This window comes from Streptomyces seoulensis (genome assembly GCF_022846655.1).
In the GTDB taxonomy this organism is placed as follows: domain Bacteria; phylum Actinomycetota; class Actinomycetes; order Streptomycetales; family Streptomycetaceae; genus Streptomyces.
In genome coordinates this window covers 6467508-6485677 of record NZ_AP025667.1, presented here as the reverse complement: position 1 = coordinate 6485677, position 18170 = coordinate 6467508, and the positions used below count along the sequence as shown (strand labels likewise).

The 18170-nt window shown below is 69.4% G+C and carries 19 protein-coding genes, 1 tRNA gene and 1 pseudogene; 14 read left to right on the top strand and 7 right to left on the bottom strand.

Features of this window, described 5'->3' with window-relative positions; translation table 11 throughout:
* Window positions 1–23: 23 nt before the first annotated feature.
* Complete coding sequence (locus HEK131_RS29850; protein ID WP_244451878.1) at window positions 24–401, bottom strand: hypothetical protein; 378 nt, start codon at window positions 399–401, stop codon at window positions 24–26.
* Window positions 402–564: 163 nt separating this feature from the next.
* Entirely contained in the window at window positions 565–1182 is a 618-nt protein-coding gene (locus tag HEK131_RS29845; RefSeq protein WP_244451877.1) for an SUKH-4 family immunity protein, read from the bottom strand.
* A gap of 309 nt (window positions 1183–1491) precedes the next feature.
* Here HEK131_RS29845 and HEK131_RS29840 point away from each other — a divergent pair, with 309 nt between their 5' ends.
* On the top strand, window positions 1492–1725 hold the full coding sequence (locus HEK131_RS29840) for a hypothetical protein (protein ID WP_244451876.1): 234 nt from the start codon (window positions 1492–1494) through the stop codon (window positions 1723–1725).
* Window positions 1722–2023: pseudogene (locus tag HEK131_RS29835) on the top strand (DNA-binding protein). The gene HEK131_RS29840 and the pseudogene HEK131_RS29835 overlap by 4 nt, the downstream one beginning before the upstream one ends.
* A 76-nt stretch (window positions 2024–2099) precedes the next feature.
* Here HEK131_RS29835 and HEK131_RS29830 read toward each other — a convergent pair.
* Window positions 2100–2173: transfer RNA gene (locus HEK131_RS29830), tRNA-Gly, on the bottom strand.
* Window positions 2174–2392: 219 nt separating this feature from the next.
* On the opposite strand from HEK131_RS29830, the gene HEK131_RS29825 reads away from it, so the two are divergent.
* The 3 genes from HEK131_RS29825 (at window position 2393) to HEK131_RS29815 (ending at window position 3737) form a co-directional block, all read left to right on the top strand.
* Window positions 2393–2551, top strand: a complete 159-nt coding sequence (locus HEK131_RS29825) for a hypothetical protein (RefSeq protein ID WP_217465036.1) — start codon at window positions 2393–2395, stop codon at window positions 2549–2551.
* A gap of 99 nt (window positions 2552–2650) precedes the next feature.
* Window positions 2651–3226: a dCTP deaminase gene (gene dcd / locus HEK131_RS29820; RefSeq protein WP_161148366.1), complete on the top strand. Its 576-nt coding sequence runs from the start codon at window positions 2651–2653 to the stop codon at window positions 3224–3226.
* 13 nt (window positions 3227–3239) lie between these two features.
* Window positions 3240–3737 carry a phosphoribosyltransferase gene (locus HEK131_RS29815; protein ID WP_244451875.1) on the top strand — a complete coding sequence of 166 codons (498 nt, stop codon included), beginning with the start codon at window positions 3240–3242 and terminating at the stop codon, window positions 3735–3737.
* 73 nt (window positions 3738–3810) lie between these two features.
* On the opposite strand, the gene HEK131_RS29810 is transcribed toward HEK131_RS29815, so the two are convergent.
* Both HEK131_RS29810 and HEK131_RS29805 read right to left on the bottom strand, forming a co-directional pair.
* The gene (locus HEK131_RS29810; RefSeq protein ID WP_244451874.1) at window positions 3811–4710 is read right to left on the bottom strand and encodes a Yip1 family protein; all 900 of its coding nucleotides are present in this window, start codon (window positions 4708–4710) and stop codon (window positions 3811–3813) included.
* A 136-nt stretch (window positions 4711–4846) separates the two neighbouring features.
* Entirely contained in the window at window positions 4847–6328 is a 1482-nt protein-coding gene (locus HEK131_RS29805) for an FG-GAP repeat domain-containing protein (protein ID WP_244451873.1), read from the bottom strand.
* 204 nt (window positions 6329–6532) lie between these two features.
* Between HEK131_RS29805 and HEK131_RS29800 the strand changes: the two genes are divergently transcribed.
* The gene (locus tag HEK131_RS29800) at window positions 6533–6859 is read left to right on the top strand and encodes an antibiotic biosynthesis monooxygenase family protein (protein ID WP_244451872.1); all 327 of its coding nucleotides are present in this window, start codon (window positions 6533–6535) and stop codon (window positions 6857–6859) included.
* A gap of 72 nt (window positions 6860–6931) precedes the next feature.
* Here HEK131_RS29800 and HEK131_RS29795 read toward each other — a convergent pair whose 3' ends face one another.
* Entirely contained in the window at window positions 6932–9214 is a 2283-nt protein-coding gene (locus tag HEK131_RS29795) for a (Fe-S)-binding protein (protein WP_217465032.1), read from the bottom strand.
* A gap of 293 nt (window positions 9215–9507) precedes the next feature.
* On the opposite strand from HEK131_RS29795, the gene dnaK reads away from it, so the two are divergent.
* The 6 genes from dnaK (at window position 9508) to HEK131_RS29765 (ending at window position 16381) form a co-directional block, all read left to right on the top strand.
* Window positions 9508–11349, top strand: a complete 1842-nt coding sequence (dnaK, locus tag HEK131_RS29790; RefSeq protein ID WP_217465031.1) for a molecular chaperone DnaK — start codon at window positions 9508–9510, stop codon at window positions 11347–11349.
* Entirely contained in the window at window positions 11346–11999 is a 654-nt protein-coding gene (gene grpE / locus HEK131_RS29785) for a nucleotide exchange factor GrpE (RefSeq protein WP_244451871.1), read from the top strand. Before dnaK ends, grpE begins: the two co-directional genes overlap by 4 nt.
* 45 nt (window positions 12000–12044) lie before the next feature.
* Window positions 12045–13226, top strand: a complete 1182-nt coding sequence (gene dnaJ / locus HEK131_RS29780; protein WP_244451870.1) for a molecular chaperone DnaJ — start codon at window positions 12045–12047, stop codon at window positions 13224–13226.
* A 5-nt stretch (window positions 13227–13231) separates the two neighbouring features.
* The gene (locus HEK131_RS29775) at window positions 13232–13690 is read left to right on the top strand and encodes a heat shock protein transcriptional repressor HspR (RefSeq protein WP_030816557.1); all 459 of its coding nucleotides are present in this window, start codon (window positions 13232–13234) and stop codon (window positions 13688–13690) included.
* 336 nt (window positions 13691–14026) lie between these two features.
* Window positions 14027–15133 carry a sugar ABC transporter substrate-binding protein gene (locus HEK131_RS29770; protein WP_217465028.1) on the top strand — a complete coding sequence of 369 codons (1107 nt, stop codon included), beginning with the start codon at window positions 14027–14029 and terminating at the stop codon, window positions 15131–15133.
* A 219-nt stretch (window positions 15134–15352) separates the two neighbouring features.
* The gene (locus tag HEK131_RS29765) at window positions 15353–16381 is read left to right on the top strand and encodes a helix-turn-helix transcriptional regulator (protein WP_244451869.1); all 1029 of its coding nucleotides are present in this window, start codon (window positions 15353–15355) and stop codon (window positions 16379–16381) included.
* Between the two features lie 9 nt (window positions 16382–16390).
* On the opposite strand, the gene HEK131_RS29760 is transcribed toward HEK131_RS29765, so the two are convergent.
* Entirely contained in the window at window positions 16391–17404 is a 1014-nt protein-coding gene (locus HEK131_RS29760) for a helix-turn-helix transcriptional regulator (protein ID WP_217465026.1), read from the bottom strand.
* Window positions 17405–17508: 104 nt separating this feature from the next.
* On the opposite strand from HEK131_RS29760, the gene HEK131_RS29755 reads away from it, so the two are divergent.
* Together HEK131_RS29755 and HEK131_RS29750 are read left to right on the top strand one after the other, a co-directional pair.
* The gene (locus tag HEK131_RS29755; RefSeq protein ID WP_244451868.1) at window positions 17509–17748 is read left to right on the top strand and encodes a hypothetical protein; all 240 of its coding nucleotides are present in this window, start codon (window positions 17509–17511) and stop codon (window positions 17746–17748) included.
* 5 nt (window positions 17749–17753) lie between these two features.
* Window positions 17754–18089 carry a hypothetical protein gene (locus HEK131_RS29750; protein ID WP_030816552.1) on the top strand — a complete coding sequence of 112 codons (336 nt, stop codon included), beginning with the start codon at window positions 17754–17756 and terminating at the stop codon, window positions 18087–18089.
* Window positions 18090–18170 lie beyond the last annotated feature (81 nt).

The following is an 18170-nucleotide window of genomic DNA, read 5'->3' as shown; positions in this document are numbered from 1 at the left end:
GTGAGCGTGGGTGTCGACGACGGTCATTCCGGTCGCTCCGAGGGGCGGGGGACAGTCGCTGGGGTTGGGGTAGCGCGCTCTTGCACGTGTCGTTTCGCTGCCAGATTCCTGGCGTGAGCTTCGCGTCGTAGGCGGCGTTCGTAGTCGGCGATCTGACGAGCCACGGGGATGCCGGTGCGTGCACGGATCAACCGCTCGTTCTCACGATCCACCAGGAACGGACCGTTGCCTCCCAGCCGGGGGCGCCGTCCACTGTGACCATCCTGGACCGCGCCCCAGTAGAAGATCCACCCGAACGGCAAGGTCTCAACCCGCAGGATCTGAAGGTCGAACCCCGCGCGGCCCCGCGCGTCGTCGATCTCGGCAAGCACCAGTCGACGCGCGTCCTCCTCTGTCAACATCGCGCCATGGTGACGCACGCGCCGCATCCTGAAGTCATCGGGGGTCCTTCCCTCCGGACGTCCTCCGCAGCACACCGTCCCGTCGGGTCGCCACAAGGCGTTCCGGGTGCTCCCCGACGACCTCCCGCTCTGACGGCGGTACGTGGGCGGCGTCGGCCGCCGGTCACCCGTAGAGCGAGCGGGCTCCAGGGCTGTCGCCCTTGAAGCGCTGGCCCATGGCGATCTCCTCGCCGACCACCGACCAGACGGTGTCGTCGTCCTGGAAGGGGAGCGGGTCGATGCTGCTCGTCCGCTGCCGGACTTCCTCGACCTCGCGCTCCAGGCGCTCGAAGCCGGCTTCCTCGTCACCGTCGTCACCGCTGAAGGTGAACTCGTCCAGCAGGCGCTGGAACCGGAGGGTGACGTGGATGAGGGAGGAGACGTCCGTGTGAAGCTCCCGCGCGGTCTCCTCGTCGGCGTCGAAGGCGTGCACCCTGCCGGAACCGGGGTCGAAGGCGAGGTGCGCGTTGAGCAGCCAGCCGATGACGGGCCAATCGCCCGCGCCCTCCGGGACGTTCTCGAAGTCCTCGACGTCGACGACCTCCCGCGCGAGGGGCAGCCGGCCGGACTCCACATCGGGCTCACGCAGCCGGAGCGTCCCGGTGGGAACGCCGACGGTCCGCAGCAGGCGGGCACCCTGGGTGTCCGCGACGGCGAGCGGGAAGACGCTGGCGGGCAGGGACGCGAGGCGCTCCTCGCCGAAGACGCCGACGAGTTCGCTGCGGGTGACGTCGAAAAGCACTCTCGGAACTCCGAACTCGGCGGCGGGATATGCGCCGTGGGACTCTCAGCGGACGGAATCGGTCCCACCAAGTGCATGATGGCCTATGCGCAGCCCGTCCACCGGTCCGGACGACAAGGAGCCCCAAGCCTCTGGCCTGGGGGTTTCGCGGAGCGGGTGACGAGCATCGAACTCGCGCTCTCGGCTTGGGAAGCGACAGTGCTCGTACCAGCTCCATGGCCCTGACCAGCATGAACCTGACCCCGCGTTCTGTCGGTGCCGCGGTGTATTCGTCGCCCGCTGTGCCCTTTTGAATGGCATGCTCGGAATGTGACTGACGACGACGTTGACTTCCCGCCCAGCGACGGCCCCACCAGCGGTATCTCCGTCACCTCGACTGCCGGAACCCTGCAGGGGGCGGCCCAGCGGCAGATCGCGTGCGACAGTCTGGACGAGCTGATCGCGGACTTCGACAGGGTGCACGGTCCGGCCGACCCCGAGGCCGTGGCGGCCAAGCGCGCCCGGCTGACTGGAGACGCCACGAACGCGGAGATTGCCGTGTGAGCGGTGTCCTGGTTCTGGAAAGCGAGGGCCCGGCAAAGGCCGTACAGCGGGATCGGGAGATCCGCGAGAGGCTGACGGCGGCTCGCGACGCGGACTTGCCCGTGATCACCTCGGCGGCCGTGTTGGTCGAGGCGATCCATCCGAAGCGGGGCTGCACGGCCACAAGTACGCCATCGACGCCATGCTGTGCGCGACCGCCTTGCAGCATCCCGGCCGGGTGACGATTCTGACTTCGGACGTGGAAGACATCGGGCTGCTCACCGCCGAGCATCCGCGCCTGATTGCCGAGAAGGTCTGAGCCTGCCCAAGCGGCGGCCCACCGCCCACAGCGGCACAACAGAAAAGGCCCCGGTCGATGACCTGGGCCTTCTTCATGGAGCGGGTGACGAGAATCGAACTCGCGCTCTCAGCTTGGGAAGCTGATGTTCTACCATTAAACTACACCCGCGCAATACGGACATATCGACCTGGGTGCAGTCGATGTCCGAACGCCCGCTCACTGTACCCCATGGTCGCGTCGGAGAGGGGTCGGCCGGGGCGTACGGTGGGGGCTTCAGGTGCCCCGGAGTGCCGCCTGGTAGGTCGTCTCTTTGATCCCGTAATGTGCCGTTCGGCGTCGGGGGAGTACGCCCGACGCGGCTCCTGGGGAAGGGACTTGAGGGACTTGATGGAAAGCACCGTCGTCCGCTGCGCGGACGGGCACGTCTTCAGCGCCACTTCGTTCCCGATGCAGCAGGCCGAGCGTCTCGGCCCTGGTCGGCTCGTCCGGTGTCCCCGCTGCGCACGGCTGCGCAGCGTGGTGCCGGTCACCCTGCAGAAGAGGTAGCGCGGAAGAGGTGGCGCGGAAGAGGTAGGCGCCACCGGAACAGGGGCGCGGACTCGTCACGATTGTCGGCGGTCCGCGCCCCTTGCGTATCCTCGGGACGTGCTTCTCTCAGACAAGGACATCCGGGCCGAGATCGACGCCGGGCGGGTCCGGATCGATCCCTACGAAGAATCCATGGTGCAGCCGTCGAGCATCGACGTGCGCCTTGACCGCTACTTCCGGGTGTTCGAGAACCACCGGTACCCGCACATCGACCCCTCGGTGGAGCAGGCCGACCTCACCCGGCTCGTGGAGCCCGAGGGCGACGAGCCGTTCATCCTGCACCCGGGTGAGTTCGTGCTGGCGAGCACGTACGAGGTCATCACGCTCCCCGACGACCTCGCCTCCCGCCTGGAGGGCAAGAGCTCGCTCGGCCGGCTCGGCCTGGTCACCCACTCCACCGCCGGGTTCATCGACCCCGGCTTCAGCGGCCACGTGACCCTGGAACTGTCCAACCTCGCCACCCTGCCGATCAAGCTCTGGCCCGGTATGAAGATCGGCCAGCTCTGCATGTTCCGGCTGTCCTCGCCCGCCGAGCACCCCTACGGCAGCGAGCGCTACGGCTCCCGTTACCAGGGGCAGCGCGGCCCGACGGCCTCGCGGTCCTTCCTGAACTTCCACCGGACCCAGGTATGAGGGCGACGAAGATATGAGTGACGTGCGGGAGAACCTGACCTACGAGCGCTTCGGCGTGGCCGTCCGCGAGCTGGCGCAGACCATCGCGGACGACGGCTACGAGCCCGACATCGTGCTGAGCATCGCGCGCGGCGGTGTCTTCGTGGCCGGCGGCCTGGCCTACGCCCTGGACTGCAAGAACATCCACCTGGTGAACGTGGAGTTCTACACCGGCGTCGGCACCACGCTCGACATGCCGGTGATGCTGGCGCCCGTGCCGGACCGCATCGACTTCTCCGACAAGAAGGTGCTCATCACCGACGACGTCGCCGACACCGGCAAGACGCTCAAGCTGGTGCGCGACTTCTGCCTCGACACCGTCGCCGAGGTGCGCTCCGCCGTCATCTACGAGAAGTCCCACTCCCTCGTGAAGTGCGAGTACGTCTGGAAGCGCACCGAGGACTGGATCAACTTCCCGTGGAGCGTCGAGCAGCCCGTCGTGCGCAGGTCCGGGCAGGTGCTGGACGCCTGAGGGCGGGTTCCCCGAAAGAGCAGGGCCCCCGGAGCGGCAAGCTCCAGGGGCCCTTTCTCGCATCGGAGGACGGTCAGAACGTCCCCAGCTTCACGATCGACAGCAGCGCGACCAGTTGGATCGCGGACGCGCCCAGGGCCTTCGGCCAGGGGAGGTCGTGGGAGCGGGAGACCATCAGGGTGAGCAGGGCGCCCGCGGCGAGCCAGGTGATCCAGCCGATGACCTGGACGAAGCTCGCGTCGCCGCCGAAGAACATGGCGAAGACCAGGCGCGGGGCGTCCGTCAGCGACATGATCAGCATGGACAGGCCGACCGTGGGCTGCCAGGCGCCGTCGCCGCCGAGCTGGCGGGCCAGGGTGTGGGTGACCACGCCCAGGACGAACGCGCTCAGCACCAACGCCACGGCCGTGATCAGCACGATCGGGATCGCGTTGGTGAGCGTCGCGCCGATCGCGTCCGCGCGGGCGCCGTCGAAGCCGAAGACGGCGAGCAGGCCGTAGAGGAACGTCACGATCAGGGCCGGGCCCCACATCGTGTAGTCCCGCATGCGCAGGAAGGTCGCGTCGGGGGAGAGGAAGATCCCCTTCAGCAGCTCCTTCCAGTGCAGCGGAGGGCCGGAGGGGCCGGGCGGGGCGACCGGGCCCGCGTGGTAGGTCTCGCCCTGGTTGTACGCGGACGCCTCGTCGACGGAGAACGCCTGGGTGTGGCCCGGCTGGTTCGCCGCGTACGGGTCGTGCCCGCCGCCGTGGGCCCCGTGGCCGGGGTCGCCGAAGTACTCCGGCCCGTCGTCCACCGGCCCCGGATACCCGTACCGGTGCCCCTGCGGGTTCCCTTGCGGGTAGCCGTAGGAGGGCTGCCGGTGCCCCTGGTGGGGCGCCTGGCCGCCGTACGACGGTCCCTGGGGCGCTTGCGCCTGCTGTCCTTGCGCGGTGCGGTTGTCCCGGTCCCCGCGTCCGATCCTGAATCCAGCCACCCGTCGAACGTACCTGCTCCCGGCCGTCCGCGTGCCGGGCCCGGGGGGTCGGGCCCGGCATTGCGGCCATCCTGTGACATCCCCTAAGGGACCGTCAGGGGGACGCTCGGGGGTCGGCCGGCATCTGCCCGGGGGCTCAGTTGGCGATGATGCTGCCGAACCAGGGCGTGCCGGTCGCGGAGACGCCCACGTTCTTGACGCCGACGAAGCGGGAGCCGGTCGCGGTGATCTTCGTGCCGTCGGACGGCAGGTAGACGAGGGCGCCGTCGCCGCCGTCCTCGTCGGAGCCGACCAGCAGGTCGGCCCGGCCGTCGCCGGTGACGTCGTCGAGCTTGACGTCCATGCCGAAGTGGTCGTCCTTCTCGTCGTTGCCGGGGACGCCCGCGGTGCTCTGGGCGATGGACTGGGCCTTGGTGGCGGTGTTCACGCCGCTCGCGGAGCCGTACAGCACGGTGACCAGGCCCGCGTCGGACGCCTTGCCGAGGTCCTCGAAGATGCTGCTGATCACCAGGTCCTGGTAGCCGTCACCGTTGATGTCGCCGAGGTCCAGCTCGCCGCCGAAGCCGTCGCCCTTCTCGGAGGCGCCGGGGACGTTACCGGTGTTCTGGTCGATCGCGGCGTTGCGGTCCGGCCCGGAGACGGACCCGTAGGTGATGTTGACGCGGCCGCCGGTGGAGGCGTCCGGGACCGGGGTGCCGTCGTCCGCCTTGCCGCCGTCCCAGAAGGCACCGCTGACGATGTCGCCGTAGCCGTCGCCGTTGATGTCACCGATGCCGGTGATGATGCCGGACCTGAGTTTCTTGGGGGCCGCGGTGAGACCGTTCGCGGTGCCGGGCAGCCAGTAGTTGGTGTTCCACCCGTACGGGGTCTTGGTCTCGTAGCCGTCCACGACCAGGTCGGTGCGGCCGTCGCCGTTGACGTCCCCCGCGGTCAGGTTGAGCGGGGCGAGGGGGTCCTCGCTGGTGCCCGCCTGGATCGGCGGCTTGACGGTGGTGCGGCTCGCGGCGGTGCCGGCGGAGCTGAAGCCGCCCTTGTAGAGGTACAGGGTGGAGCCGGAGGCGCCCACGACGAGGTCGGTGCGGCCGTCGCCGTCGAAGTCACCCGCCGCCAGGTTGTGGCCCCAGATGTCGTGCGAGCCGACGGCCGGGTCGGGCAGGTCGGCGCCCTTGCCGGTCAGGCCGCTCTTCGAGCCCCAGAGCAGGGCGACCGCGCCGCCGTTGACGTCGTTGCCGACCTTCTCGTGCGGGATGCCGACCGCGAGGTCGTCGTAGCCGTCGCCGTTGAAGTCGCCGTAGGCCAGCGTGCCGCCGAAGGCGTCGCCCGCCTCGGCGCCGCCGGGGACGCCGGGGGTGTCCTGGCTGAGGGTGGTGCGCTTGGAGCCGGTGACGCCGGTCTTGGTGCCGTACAGGACGACGACCTGGCCGGCGCCCTTCTTGCCGCCCACGTAGGCGGAGGAGGCCGAGGTGGCGAGGTCGCCGATGCCGTCGCCGTTGAAGTCGGCCTTGGCCACGGTGGTGGAGTCGGCGGCCGTGGCCGGGGCGGCGGTGAGGGTGAGCAGGCCGCCGGTGAGCGCGGCCGCGGTGGCCGTCGCCATGACGAGTCTGTGGTGCGCGCGCATGGGGTTCTCCTGCGGCGTACGGGGGATGCCGGGACGGGCATCCGCAGTCGGTGGGGGCCGACAGTCCGCGTGGGCCCTGGTCGCCCAGGGGGCCGCGGAGCGGTTGGCGATCATCAGACCGATGCCGGGCGGGAACGGTTGTGCGCCGTGGAGGAAAAAATTCCGGGACGGGCGTGGCCGGGCCGTCGGGGGCAGGATGGGGGCATGAGCGTAGTGAAGATCAATGTGCTGACCGTTCCCGCCGAGCAGCGGGAGGTACTGGAGAAGCGGTTCGCCTCGCGGGCCCACACGGTGGAGAGCTCGGACGGGTTCGAGTGGTTCGAGCTGCTGCGCCCGGTCGAGGGCACCGACCAGTACCTCGTCTACACCCGCTGGCGCGACGACGCGGCCTTCCAGGCGTGGATGGAGGGCCCCATGAAGGCCGCCCACCAGGGCGCGGGCGGCGGTGAGGGCGGCGAGAAGCAGGGGCCCGCCGCGGCCGGCTCCACCCTGTGGTCGTTCGAGGTCGTGCAGCAGGCGTCCCCGAAGTAAGCGCCCCCAGGGGTACGACGGCGCCCCCCGGCCTCGTGGGCCGGGGGGCGTCGTCGTGCGCGAAGCGGTGCGCTACTTGACCGGCTCGGGCTCCGGCTCGGTGGCGGGCTCGTCCTCGTCGGCCGGGTCCGCCGGGGTCCGGACGGAGTCCAGCAGGAGCTGGGCGACGTCCACGACCTGGATGGACTCCTTGGCCTTGCCGTCGTTCTTCTTGCCGTTGACCGAGTCGGTCAGCATGACCAGGCAGAACGGGCAGGCGGTGGAGACGATGTCCGGGTTGAGGGAGAGGGCCTCGTCGACGCGCTCGTTGTTGATGCGCTTGCCGATCCGCTCCTCCATCCACATCCGCGCGCCACCGGCGCCACAGCAGAAGCCGCGCTCCTTGTGGCGGTGCATCTCCTCGTTCCGGAGCCCCGGGACCTTGCCGATGATCTCGCGCGGAGGCGTGTAGATCTTGTTGTGCCGGCCCAGGTAGCAGGGGTCGTGGTACGTGATGATGCCCTCGACCGGGGTCACGGGGATCAGCTTGCCCTCGTCCACCAGGTGCTGGAGCAACTGGGTGTGGTGGATGACCTCGTAGTCGCCGCCGAGCTGCGGGTACTCGTTGCCGAGCGTGTTGAGGCAGTGCGGGCAGGTGGCGACGATCTTCTTGGCCGACTTCGGCTTCGCCGACTCGGGGACCACCTTGCCGTCGTCGTCCATCTCCTCGCCGAAGGCGGCGTTGAGGGACATGACGTTCTCCATGCCGAGCTCCTGGAACAGGGGCTCGTTGCCGAGGCGGCGGGCGGAGTCACCGGTGCACTTCTCGTCGCCGCCCATGATCGCGAACTTGACGCCCGCGATGTGCAGCAGCTCGGCGAAGGCCTTGGTGGTCTTCTTGGCCCGGTCCTCCAGGGCGCCGGCGCAGCCGACCCAGTAGAGGTACTCGACCTCGGACAGGTCCTCGATGTCCTTGCCGACGACCGGGACCTCGAAGTCGACCTCCTTGGTCCACTCCAGCCGCTGCTTCTTGGCCAGGCCCCAGGGGTTGCCCTTCTTCTCCAGGTTCTTGAGCATCGTGCCCGCCTCGGACGGGAACGCGGACTCGATCATCACCTGGTAGCGGCGCATGTCGACGATGTGGTCGACGTGCTCGATGTCGACCGGGCACTGCTCGACGCAGGCGCCGCAGGTGGTGCAGGACCACAGGACGTCGGGGTCGATGACGCCGTTCTCCTCGGCGGTGCCGATGAGCGGGCGCTCGGCCTCGGCGAGGGCGGCGGCGGGGACGCCCGCGAGCTGCTCCTCGGACGCCTTCTCGTCGCCCTCCATGGTCTTGCCGCCACCCGCGAGCAGGTACGGCGCCTTGGCGTGGGCGTGGTCCCGCAGCGACATGATCATCAGCTTCGGGGAGAGCGGCTTGCCGGTGTTCCACGCGGGGCACTGCGACTGGCAGCGGCCGCACTCGGTGCAGGTGGAGAAGTCCAGCAGGCCCTTCCAGGAGAACTGCTCGACCTGGGAGACACCGAAGACGTCGTCGTCACCGGGGTCGGTGAAGTCGATCGGCTTGCCGCCGGAGGTCATCGGCTGGAGCGCGCCGAGGGCGACACCGCCGTCCGCGTCCCGCTTGAACCAGATGTTCGGGAACGCCAGGAAGCGGTGCCAGGCCACACCCATGTTGGTGTTGAGCGAGACCACGATCATCCAGATGAACGAGGTCCCGATCTTGATCATGGCGACCAGGTAGACCAGGTTCTGCAGCGTGGTGACGCTGAGCGCCTTGAAGGCGAGGACCAGCGGGTAGGAGGCGAAGTACGCCGCCTCGTAGTGGTCCACGTGGTGCAGGGCGCCCTCGAGGCCGCGCAGGGTGTAGATGGCGAGGCCGATGGTGAGGATGACGTACTCGACGAAGTACGCCTGGCCGGACTTGGAACCGGCGAAGCGGGACTTGCGGCCCGGGCGGCTGGGCAGGCTCAGCAGTCGGATGACCATCAGCACGGCGATGCCGAGGATCGTCATCACACCGATGAACTCGATGTACAGCTCGAAGGGCAGGAAGTCGCCGATGAACGGCAGGGTCCAGTCGGCCTGGAAGAGCTGGCCGAACGCCTGGGCCAGGGTCGGCGGCAGCGTCAGGAAGCCGACGGCCACGAACCAGTGGGCCACGCCGACGATGCCCCACCGGTTCATCCTGGTGTGGCCGAGGAACTCCCGCACCAGGGTCACACTGCGCTGGTACGGGTTGTCGGTCCGGGTACCGGCGGGGACGGGCTGGCCCAGCTTGAAGTACCGGACGAACTGTCCGATGGCCCGGGCGAGCAGCGCGACGCCGACCACGGTCAGGACCAGCGACACGATGATCGCGGCGAGTTGCATGAGGGGCTCCTGAAGCGGCCTCGAAATTACTAAGCGGTAACTTATCCAGTCCGTCTGAGACTACCCCCATCTTCCTGCGGGATGCAGCCGGGCGCGGGGTGATGTGAGTCGCTGAGGGTTACCTTCGCCGGGACGGCGGAACGGTGTCCGCACCCCGTTCGGCGGCCGTCGGCGCCGCCTTGCATATAAGAGCCATATAAGAGTTGAGCCGGGTTCGCTCATGTCTGTTGACCCAGTGCGATCGGAGTGGCACACTTGAGCCAGTCCCACTCAAGTTCTCTGGAGGAACAACCATGGCACGTGCGGTCGGCATCGACCTGGGCACGACTAACTCCGTCGTCAGCGTTCTGGAGGGCGGCGAGCCCACCGTCATCACCAACGCCGAGGGTGCCCGGACCACGCCGTCCGTCGTCGCCTTCGCGAAGAACGGTGAGGTGCTGGTCGGCGAGGTCGCCAAGCGCCAGGCGGTCACGAACGTTGACCGGACCATCCGTTCCGTGAAGCGCCACATGGGCACGGACTGGAAGATCGAGCTCGACGGCAAGAGCTTCAACCCGCAGCAGATGAGCGCCTTCATCCTGCAGAAGCTGAAGCGTGACGCCGAGGCGTACCTGGGCGAGAAGGTGGCCGACGCGGTCATCACCGTCCCGGCGTACTTCAACGACTCCGAGCGCCAGGCGACCAAGGAGGCCGGTGAGATCGCGGGCCTCAACGTCCTGCGCATCGTCAACGAGCCGACCGCCGCCGCTCTCGCGTACGGCCTCGACAAGGACGACCAGACCATCCTGGTCTTCGACCTCGGTGGCGGCACCTTCGACGTCTCGCTGCTGGAGATCGGTGACGGCGTCGTCGAGGTGAAGGCCACCAACGGTGACAACCACCTCGGTGGCGACGACTGGGACCAGCGCGTCGTCGACTACCTGGTGCAGCAGTTCAAGGCCGGCCACGGTGTGGACCTCGCCAAGGACAAGATGGCCCTCCAGCGCCTCCGTGAGGCCGCCGAGAAGGCCAAGATCGAGCTGTCCTCCTCCACGGAGACCTCGATCAACCTGCCCTACATCACGGCGTCCGCCGAGGGCCCGCTGCACCTGGACGAGAAGCTCACCCGCGCCCAGTTCCAGCAGCTCACCGCCGACCTTCTGGAGCGCTGCAAGACGCCGTTCCACAACGTCATCAAGGACGCGGGCATCCAGCTCGGCGAGATCGACCACGTGGTCCTCGTCGGCGGTTCGACCCGTATGCCGGCCGTCGCCGAGCTCGTCAAGGAGCTGACCGGCGGCAACGAGGCCAACAAGGGCGTCAACCCGGACGAGGTCGTCGCCATCGGCGCCGCGCTCCAGGCCGGTGTCCTCAAGGGCGAGGTCAAGGACGTCCTGCTCCTCGACGTCACCCCGCTGTCCCTGGGTATCGAGACCAAGGGCGGCATCATGACGAAGCTCATCGAGCGGAACACGACGATCCCGACCAAGCGGTCCGAGATCTTCACCACCGCCGAGGACAACCAGCCCTCCGTGCAGATCCAGGTCTACCAGGGCGAGCGCGAGATCGCGGCGTACAACAAGAAGCTCGGGATGTTCGAGCTGACCGGTCTGCCGCCGGCCCCGCGTGGCGTCCCGCAGATCGAGGTCGCCTTCGACATCGACGCCAACGGCATCATGCACGTGACCGCGAAGGACCTGGGCACGGGCAAGGAGCAGAAGATGACCGTCACCGGCGGCTCCTCGCTGCCGAAGGACGAGGTCGACCGCATGCGCCAGGAGGCGGAGAAGTACGCGGAGGAGGACCACGCCCGCCGCGAGGCCGCCGAGTCCCGCAACCAGGGCGAGCAGCTCGTCTACCAGACGGAGAAGTTCCTCAAGGACAACGAGGACAAGGTCCCGGGCGAGATCAAGACCGAGGTCGAGGAGGCTGTCGCCGAGCTGAAGGAGAAGCTCAAGGGCGAGGACAGCGCCGAGATCCGTACGGCCACCGAGAAGGTCGCGGCCGTCTCGCAGAAGCTCGGCCAGGCCATGTACGCCGATGCCCAGGGCGCCCAGGCCGCCGGCGGTCCGTCCGCCGACGCCGGTGACGCCAAGGACGACGACGTCGTGGACGCCGAGATCGTCGACGACGAGCGCAAGGACGGTGCCGCGTGACGGAGGAGACTCCGGGCTTCGAGGAGAAGCCCGACGTCCCCTCCGGCGCGGACCCCGACGACGCCGAGCCGCAGGCCGCCTCCGAGGAGGGGGCGGCCCCGGCTGGGGACGCAAGTGCAGCGGACGTGGCCCTGGTGGCCCAGCTCGACCAGGCTCGTACGGCGCTCGGTGAGCGCACGGCGGACCTGCAGCGGCTCCAGGCCGAGTTCCAGAACTACCGCCGCCGCGTCGAGCGCGACCGCATCGCGGTCAAGGAGGTCGCCGTCGCGAGCCTCCTGACCGAGCTGCTGCCCGTGCTGGACGACATCGGCCGCGCGCGGGAACACGGCGAACTGGTCGGCGGCTTCAAGTCGGTGGCCGAGTCGATGGAGACCGTGGCGGCCAAGATGGGCCTCATGCAGTTCGGCAAGGAGGGCGAGCCCTTCGACCCGACGATCCACGAAGCCCTGATGCACTCCTACGCGCCCGACGTCACCGAGACGACGTGCGTGGCCATCCTCCAGCCCGGTTACCGCATCGGTGAGCGCACCATCCGCCCCGCGCGGGTGGCCGTCGCCGAGCCGCAGCCCGGCGCACAGACCGTCCAGGCGGAGGAGGCCGAGGAGAGCGCGGCCGACGACAAGGAGAACGGTGGCCCGGAGGAGGGCTGACGTAATCACGGAGATCATGCAGGGCCGGAAGGAGGGACGTCGGGGATGAGCACCAAGGACTTCATCGAGAAGGACTTCTACAAGGTCCTCGGCGTCCCCAAGGACGCCACCGAGGCGGAGATCAAGAAGGCGTACCGGAAGCTCGCCCGCGAGTTCCACCCGGACGCCAACAAGGGCAACACCCGCGCCGAGGAGCGCTTCAAGGAGATCTCCGAGGCGAACGACGTCCTCGGCGACCCCAAGAAGCGCAAGGAGTACGACGAGGCGCGCGCCCTGTTCGGCAACGGCGGTTTCCGGCCGGGGCCGGGCGCGGGCGGCGGGCAGTTCAACTTCGACCTCGGCGACCTCTTCGGTGGGGCCGGCGGTCCCGGTGGCGCGCAGAGCGGCAGCTTCGGCGGCGGGCTCGGCGATGTCTTCGGCGGCCTGTTCAACCGGGGCGGCGCGGGTCCCACGCGGACCCAGCCGCGCCGGGGGCAGGACGTCGACACCGAGGTGACGCTCAGCTTCACCGAGGCGATCGAGGGCGCGACCGTACCGCTCCGGATGACCTCGCAGGCACCCTGCAAGGCGTGTTCGGGCACCGGCGACAAGAACGGCACGCCGCGCGTGTGCCCGACCTGCGTCGGCACCGGACAGGTCGCGCGGGGCTCGGGCGGCGGCTTCTCGCTCACCGACCCGTGCCCCGACTGCAAGGGCCGCGGCCTGATCGCCGAGCACCCCTGCATGGAGTGCAGCGGCAGCGGCCGGGCCAAGTCCTCGCGCACCATGCAGGTCCGCATCCCGGCGGGTGTCACCGACGGGCAGCGCATCCGGCTGCGCGGCAAGGGCGCTCCCGGTGAGCGGGGCGGTCCGGCGGGCGACCTGTACGTCACCGTCCACGTCGGCGAGCACAAGGTGTTCGGCCGCAAGGGCGACAACCTCACCGTCACCGTCCCGGTGACGTTCGCCGAGGCGGCGCTCGGCGGGGATGTGCGGGTGCCCACCCTCGGCGGGTCCCCGGTCACCCTGAAGCTCCCGCCCGGCACGCCCAACGGCCGCACCATGCGGGCGCGGGGCAAGGGCGCGGCGCGCAAGGACGGCAGCCACGGCGATCTGCTGATCACCGTGGAGGTGAGTGTCCCGAAGGACCTGTCGGGGAAGGCTCGTGACGCGCTCGAGGCGTACCGAGAGGCGACCGCGGACGAAGACCCGCGGGCGGAGCTGTTCGAGGCCGCGAAGGGAGAATGAGCCCGATGGACACACCAGGTCGTCGGCGCAACCCGTACGAGCTGACCGAGGAGACCCCGGTCTACGTCATCTCGGTGGCCGCACAGCTCTCCGGACTCCATCCGCAGACGCTGAGGCAGTACGACCGCCTCGGTCTGGTCTCCCCGGACCGCACGGCGGGACGTGGGCGGCGCTATTCGGCCCGTGACATCGAACTGCTCCGTCAGGTGCAGCAGTTGTCGCAGGACGAGGGCATCAACCTGGCCGGCATCAAGCGCATCATCGAGCTGGAGAACCACGTCGCGGCCCTCCAGTCCCGTGTCGCGGAGCTGGAGTCGGCCCTGGACGGCGCGGCGGCGACGATGCGTCAGCGCGAGGCCGCGGTGCACGCCTCCTACCGGCGAGACCTGGTCCCGTACCAGGAGGTCCAGCAGACCAGCGCGTTGGTGGTGTGGCGGCCCAAGCGGCAGCAGTCCGCCGACTGATCCGGGTCCGGCGAGCACTCTTCACGAAGGGGCCGGGAGGCACAACGCCTCCCGGCCCCTTCGGCGTTCGCGGAGACGTTCACAGGGCCGTTCACAGCCTGGCTGACTTCATTCGGAAGTGTGTACGTAACGCGTGGTTCGGGCGAGGAGGGTGTGAAGCGTGTTTACAGAGGGTTGCGCAAGGCTCCGCCAGGTCTTCACCAGCTAAACGGAGCGTGGTGTTGCCATCTCGTTAAGTTGTTTTGCTTGACGCCATGGGGCGCCTCCGCGTTGTCTTTTCAGACACCTGGGTCGCACGCTGCACCCCGTCGGAACGCACCTGAAGTGAGCCCTCGAATGCGTCGTATCGCCATGTCCGTGGCCGTCTCCACGATGGTCCTCCCGCTCGCCGGCTGCGGCGTCCTCGACGCGGCGGGAGACGACGCGAGCGCGAGCCCGACCATGGGCGACCAGGTCACCGTCGGCCTGCTGCTGCCGGAGAAGGCGAACACCCGCTACGACAAGTTCGACTACCCCATCATCAAGAGCAAGGTGTCCGAACTGACCCACAAGAAGGGGAGGGTCGAGTACGCCAACGCCGACGCGAACGCCTCCCAGCAGGCCGCGCAACTGCAGCGGATGATCGACCAGAAGGTCAACGTCATCCTCCTGGACGCCGTCGACTCGCACGCGATCGCGCCCGCGGTGAAGAAGGCCAAGGACGCCGGCATACCCGTCATCGCCTACGACCGCCTGGCCGAGGGCCCGATCGACGCGTACATCTCCTTCGACAACGAGCTGGTCGGCGAGGTGCAGGGCCGCTCCCTGCTGGAGCGCCTGGGTGCGGGCGCCGGTCTGTCCGACAAGATCGTCATGATGAACGGCTCGCCCACCGACCCCAACGCCAAGCAGTTCAAGGAGGGTGCGCTCTCCGAGCTGAACGGCAAGGTGACGATCGCGGACAGCTTCGACACCAAGGACTGGAAGCCGGAGAACGCCGAGGCCAACATGACCGAGGCGATCGGCAAGCTGGGCAAGGCCAACATCGCGGCCGTCTACTCCGCCAACGACGGCATGGCGGCCGGGGTCATCAAGGCCCTGAAGAACGCCGGTGTCACCGCCCTGCCCCCGATCACCGGCCAGGACGCCGAACTCGACGCCGTGCAGCGCATCCTGGCGGGCGAGCAGTACATGAGCGTCTACAAGTCCTACCCGGACGAGGCCGAGGCCGCCGCCCAGATGGCCGTCGCCAAGGTGCAGGGCAAGGACATCCAGTTCGACGCCCTCACCCAGGACCGCATCGACAGCCCCACCGACAAGCAGATCCCGGCCAAGCTGGTGCAGGTGAGCGCGCTGACCAAGAGCAAGATCAAGGACACGGTCGTCGCGGACGGCATCTACACGGTCGACGAGATCTGCACCGCCTCCTACAAGTCGGCCTGTGCGGCCATCGGCCTGCGCTGACGCCGCACGGCGCGGTCGGGGCACGCCCCCGAGGCAGATGAGGGAGGTGGCCCCGGTGACGGCGGGGCCACCTCCTTTTTCGCGTCCCCGGCGACCCCCGACGATCCGGGCATACCGGTGTTCCGCGGCCCGCCGGGCGCGGGGAGCCGTGTTGCGGAGGCGGGCGGGGCCGCGCATAGTTGCGCTGCGAAGTGGCGGCGACCGGGGGTGGAATGGGCGATGGCCGGGCACGCGACGCAGGAGCATCCCCACGGTGCCGACCGGCTGTGCGGGCCGGGCGACCGCGTGTACTCCCGCGCCGTACGCCGGGGCCGGGTGCCGCGGGCGGAAGCGCAGCCGGTGCCCTGCCTGCTGGAGCTGGCCCTGCTGCACCCCGACCCCGACGACATGGACTGGCTGGTCCCCACCTCCCCGCAGGAGGTGATGACCCGGCTGCTGCGCGGGGTCTACGACGAGGTCACCCAGAGCCAGCGCCGGATGGGCTCGGCGGTCGCCGCGTTCGACTGGTACGCCGGGCTCGGCCGTCAACTCCCCACCCTCGTCCCGCAGGGTGAAGGTGCCGCGATCCGGGTGCTGGACGGGCTCACCCGCATCCAGGCCGCCATGGACGAGGCGACCGAGCGGTGCGCGACCGAGGTGCTCACCGTGCAGCCCGGCGGCATCCGGCGCGAGGCCGAGCTGACCGAGGGACTGCACCGGGCGCTGGAACTGCGCGGCCGCGGGGTGCGGATGCGGGACCTGTACACGCATGTCGCGCGGCACGGGCAGGGGTTGCTCAACTACCTGGAGCTGATGGGCGACGCGGTGGAGGCCCGCAGCCTGGACGAGGTCATCGACCGGCTCATCCTCTTCGACCGCACGGTCGCCTTCATCCCCGCCAACACCGACCGCACCATGGCCCTGGAGCTGCGCCACCCGGCGCTGGTGGAGTACCTGGTGACCGTGTTCGAGCGGCTGTGGCGGCTGGCGATCCCGCTCACCGCCCCGCTGCCCGACACCGGCATCGAGGGCATCTCGCACCGGGAGCGCTCCATCGCCGCGCTGCTCGCCGAGGGCCACCAGGACGCGGTGATCGCCGAGCGGCTCGGCATCAGCGTGCGCACCTGCCGTGCGCACATAGCCAGGCTCTCGGAGACCCTGGGCGCGACCAGCCGTACCCAACTCGGCGTCCGTATCGCGCAGGTGGGACTGGACGGGCCGTCGCACGGCCCGGCGCCGGCGCCTGCGGGCGGCGTGCACGCACCCTGAACTCCCGCTCTAGCCGTTCTCGTTGAGCATGCCGGAGCGGGCGATCAGGTAGCCGAGCTGGGCCCGGCTGCCGCTGCCGAGCGCGGTGGCCAGCTTGGCGATGTGGGCCCGGCAGGTGCGGACGTTCATGCCGAGTCGGCGCGCGATGGCCTCGTCGACGTGCCCCTCCACCAGGAGCTTGGCGATGGAGTGCTGGATGTCGGTGATGCCGTCCGGGGCGGTCTCGTAGGGGGTGCCGGCGCTCAGCGGGACCGCGCGGCTCCACATGAACTCGAAGACCTTGACGAGGTAGCGCACCAGGCCGGGGTGGCGCAGTTCGAGGGCGACCTGGCGGTCCTCCTGGACCGGGATGAAGGCCACCGTCTCGTCGCAGATGATGAGCCGCTCGACCAGTTCGTCGATGGTGCGGTACTCCGCCTTGCCGTCGGTGAAGCGGTCCACGTAGGCGAGGCGGTCGGCGCTGTAGCGGGCCGTGTGCTGGTACAGGGTGCGGATGCGCACCCCGCGCTCGATCAGCGGCCGGTCGCGGTCCAGCGCCTCCAGGAGGCGGTTCTCGGGGCTGCGGCGGCCGCCGGGCTGCACGGTGAGCACCTCGGTGCGGCACTGGCCGGTGGCCAGGTCCAGGGCCGCGTTGATGCGGTCCAGGCCCTCCAGGACGGTGATGGCGTGGGTGGGGGCGTCCTCGCGGGCGCTCAGCGTCATGAAGGGTTCGAAGATCTCGGACAGCACGATGGACCGGCGCCGCCGCTCGGCGATCTCCCGCTCGATGGGGGTGAGCCGCTGGGCCAGCGCCACGGCCGGCGCGACGGGCCGCAGCCAGCCGGGGTCGTCCGGGTCGGGGTGGAGCAGCGCGAACTCCATCAGGCAGGGAGCCGACTCGGCGTCCGCGCGCGGGATACGGCCGGTGCGCAGCGCACTCGCGTAGAGGCGGCTTCCTTCCGCGCACATCTCGGTCACCGCGTGGGGATGTGTCGCCTCTGTCTCGTTTATCACCAAATCTCCACCCCCCAGGGTCCTGAACATGCAGGAACATGATGCACCGATCGTGTGGCGATGATGTGCCTGAATGAGCCATCGTCTAACTCGACGGGGGAAGAGGGGAATTTCAAGTGAGGACGAAGCCGACCATGCGTAACAGAATGCTTCGCTCGGTGCTTGTTGCCGCCTTCTCCACCGTTGTGGCCGTCGGAACCCTGGCCGGCCTCTCCGGTGCGACGAGCGCGCACGAGCCGGGCGCCGGGGGGTCCGTCACAGCGGCGGGCGTTCAGGACACCCGCTGGGACACCGCCCCGCTGGACACCCGGTGGGACACCGCGCCGGCGGACACGAGGTGGGACGTCGCACCGCTCGACACCCGGTGGGACTGATCACCATGACCACGCCACCCGACGACCGCTCCTTCCGTCGCGAGATGGCCACGGCCTACCGCTCCGGCTGGCACTTCATCGACCTGGTCACCGCCATCCCCCACAGTGGTGACTCGTTGATGGTGACGGTGTTCGGCGAGCCGGTCGTGGTCACCCGTGACGAGGACGAGGACGTACGGGCGTACCGCTGCCTGCGCAAGCCCCGCGGCGCGCCGCAGCCGGTACGGTGTGCCGTCCGGTACGGAATGATCTTCGTGAATCTCGACCAGCGGGACCACCGTCTCGCGGAGCCCGAGGTCGCCGACCTCAGGACCACAACTGCCACCCCCCGCAGTGCCTGACGCGATTCCCCCGTCGTAAAAGATCGCCTCAGGTGCTTCCCCCCGCAGCGGCGTCACCGTGACCTGAACACGGTGACGCCG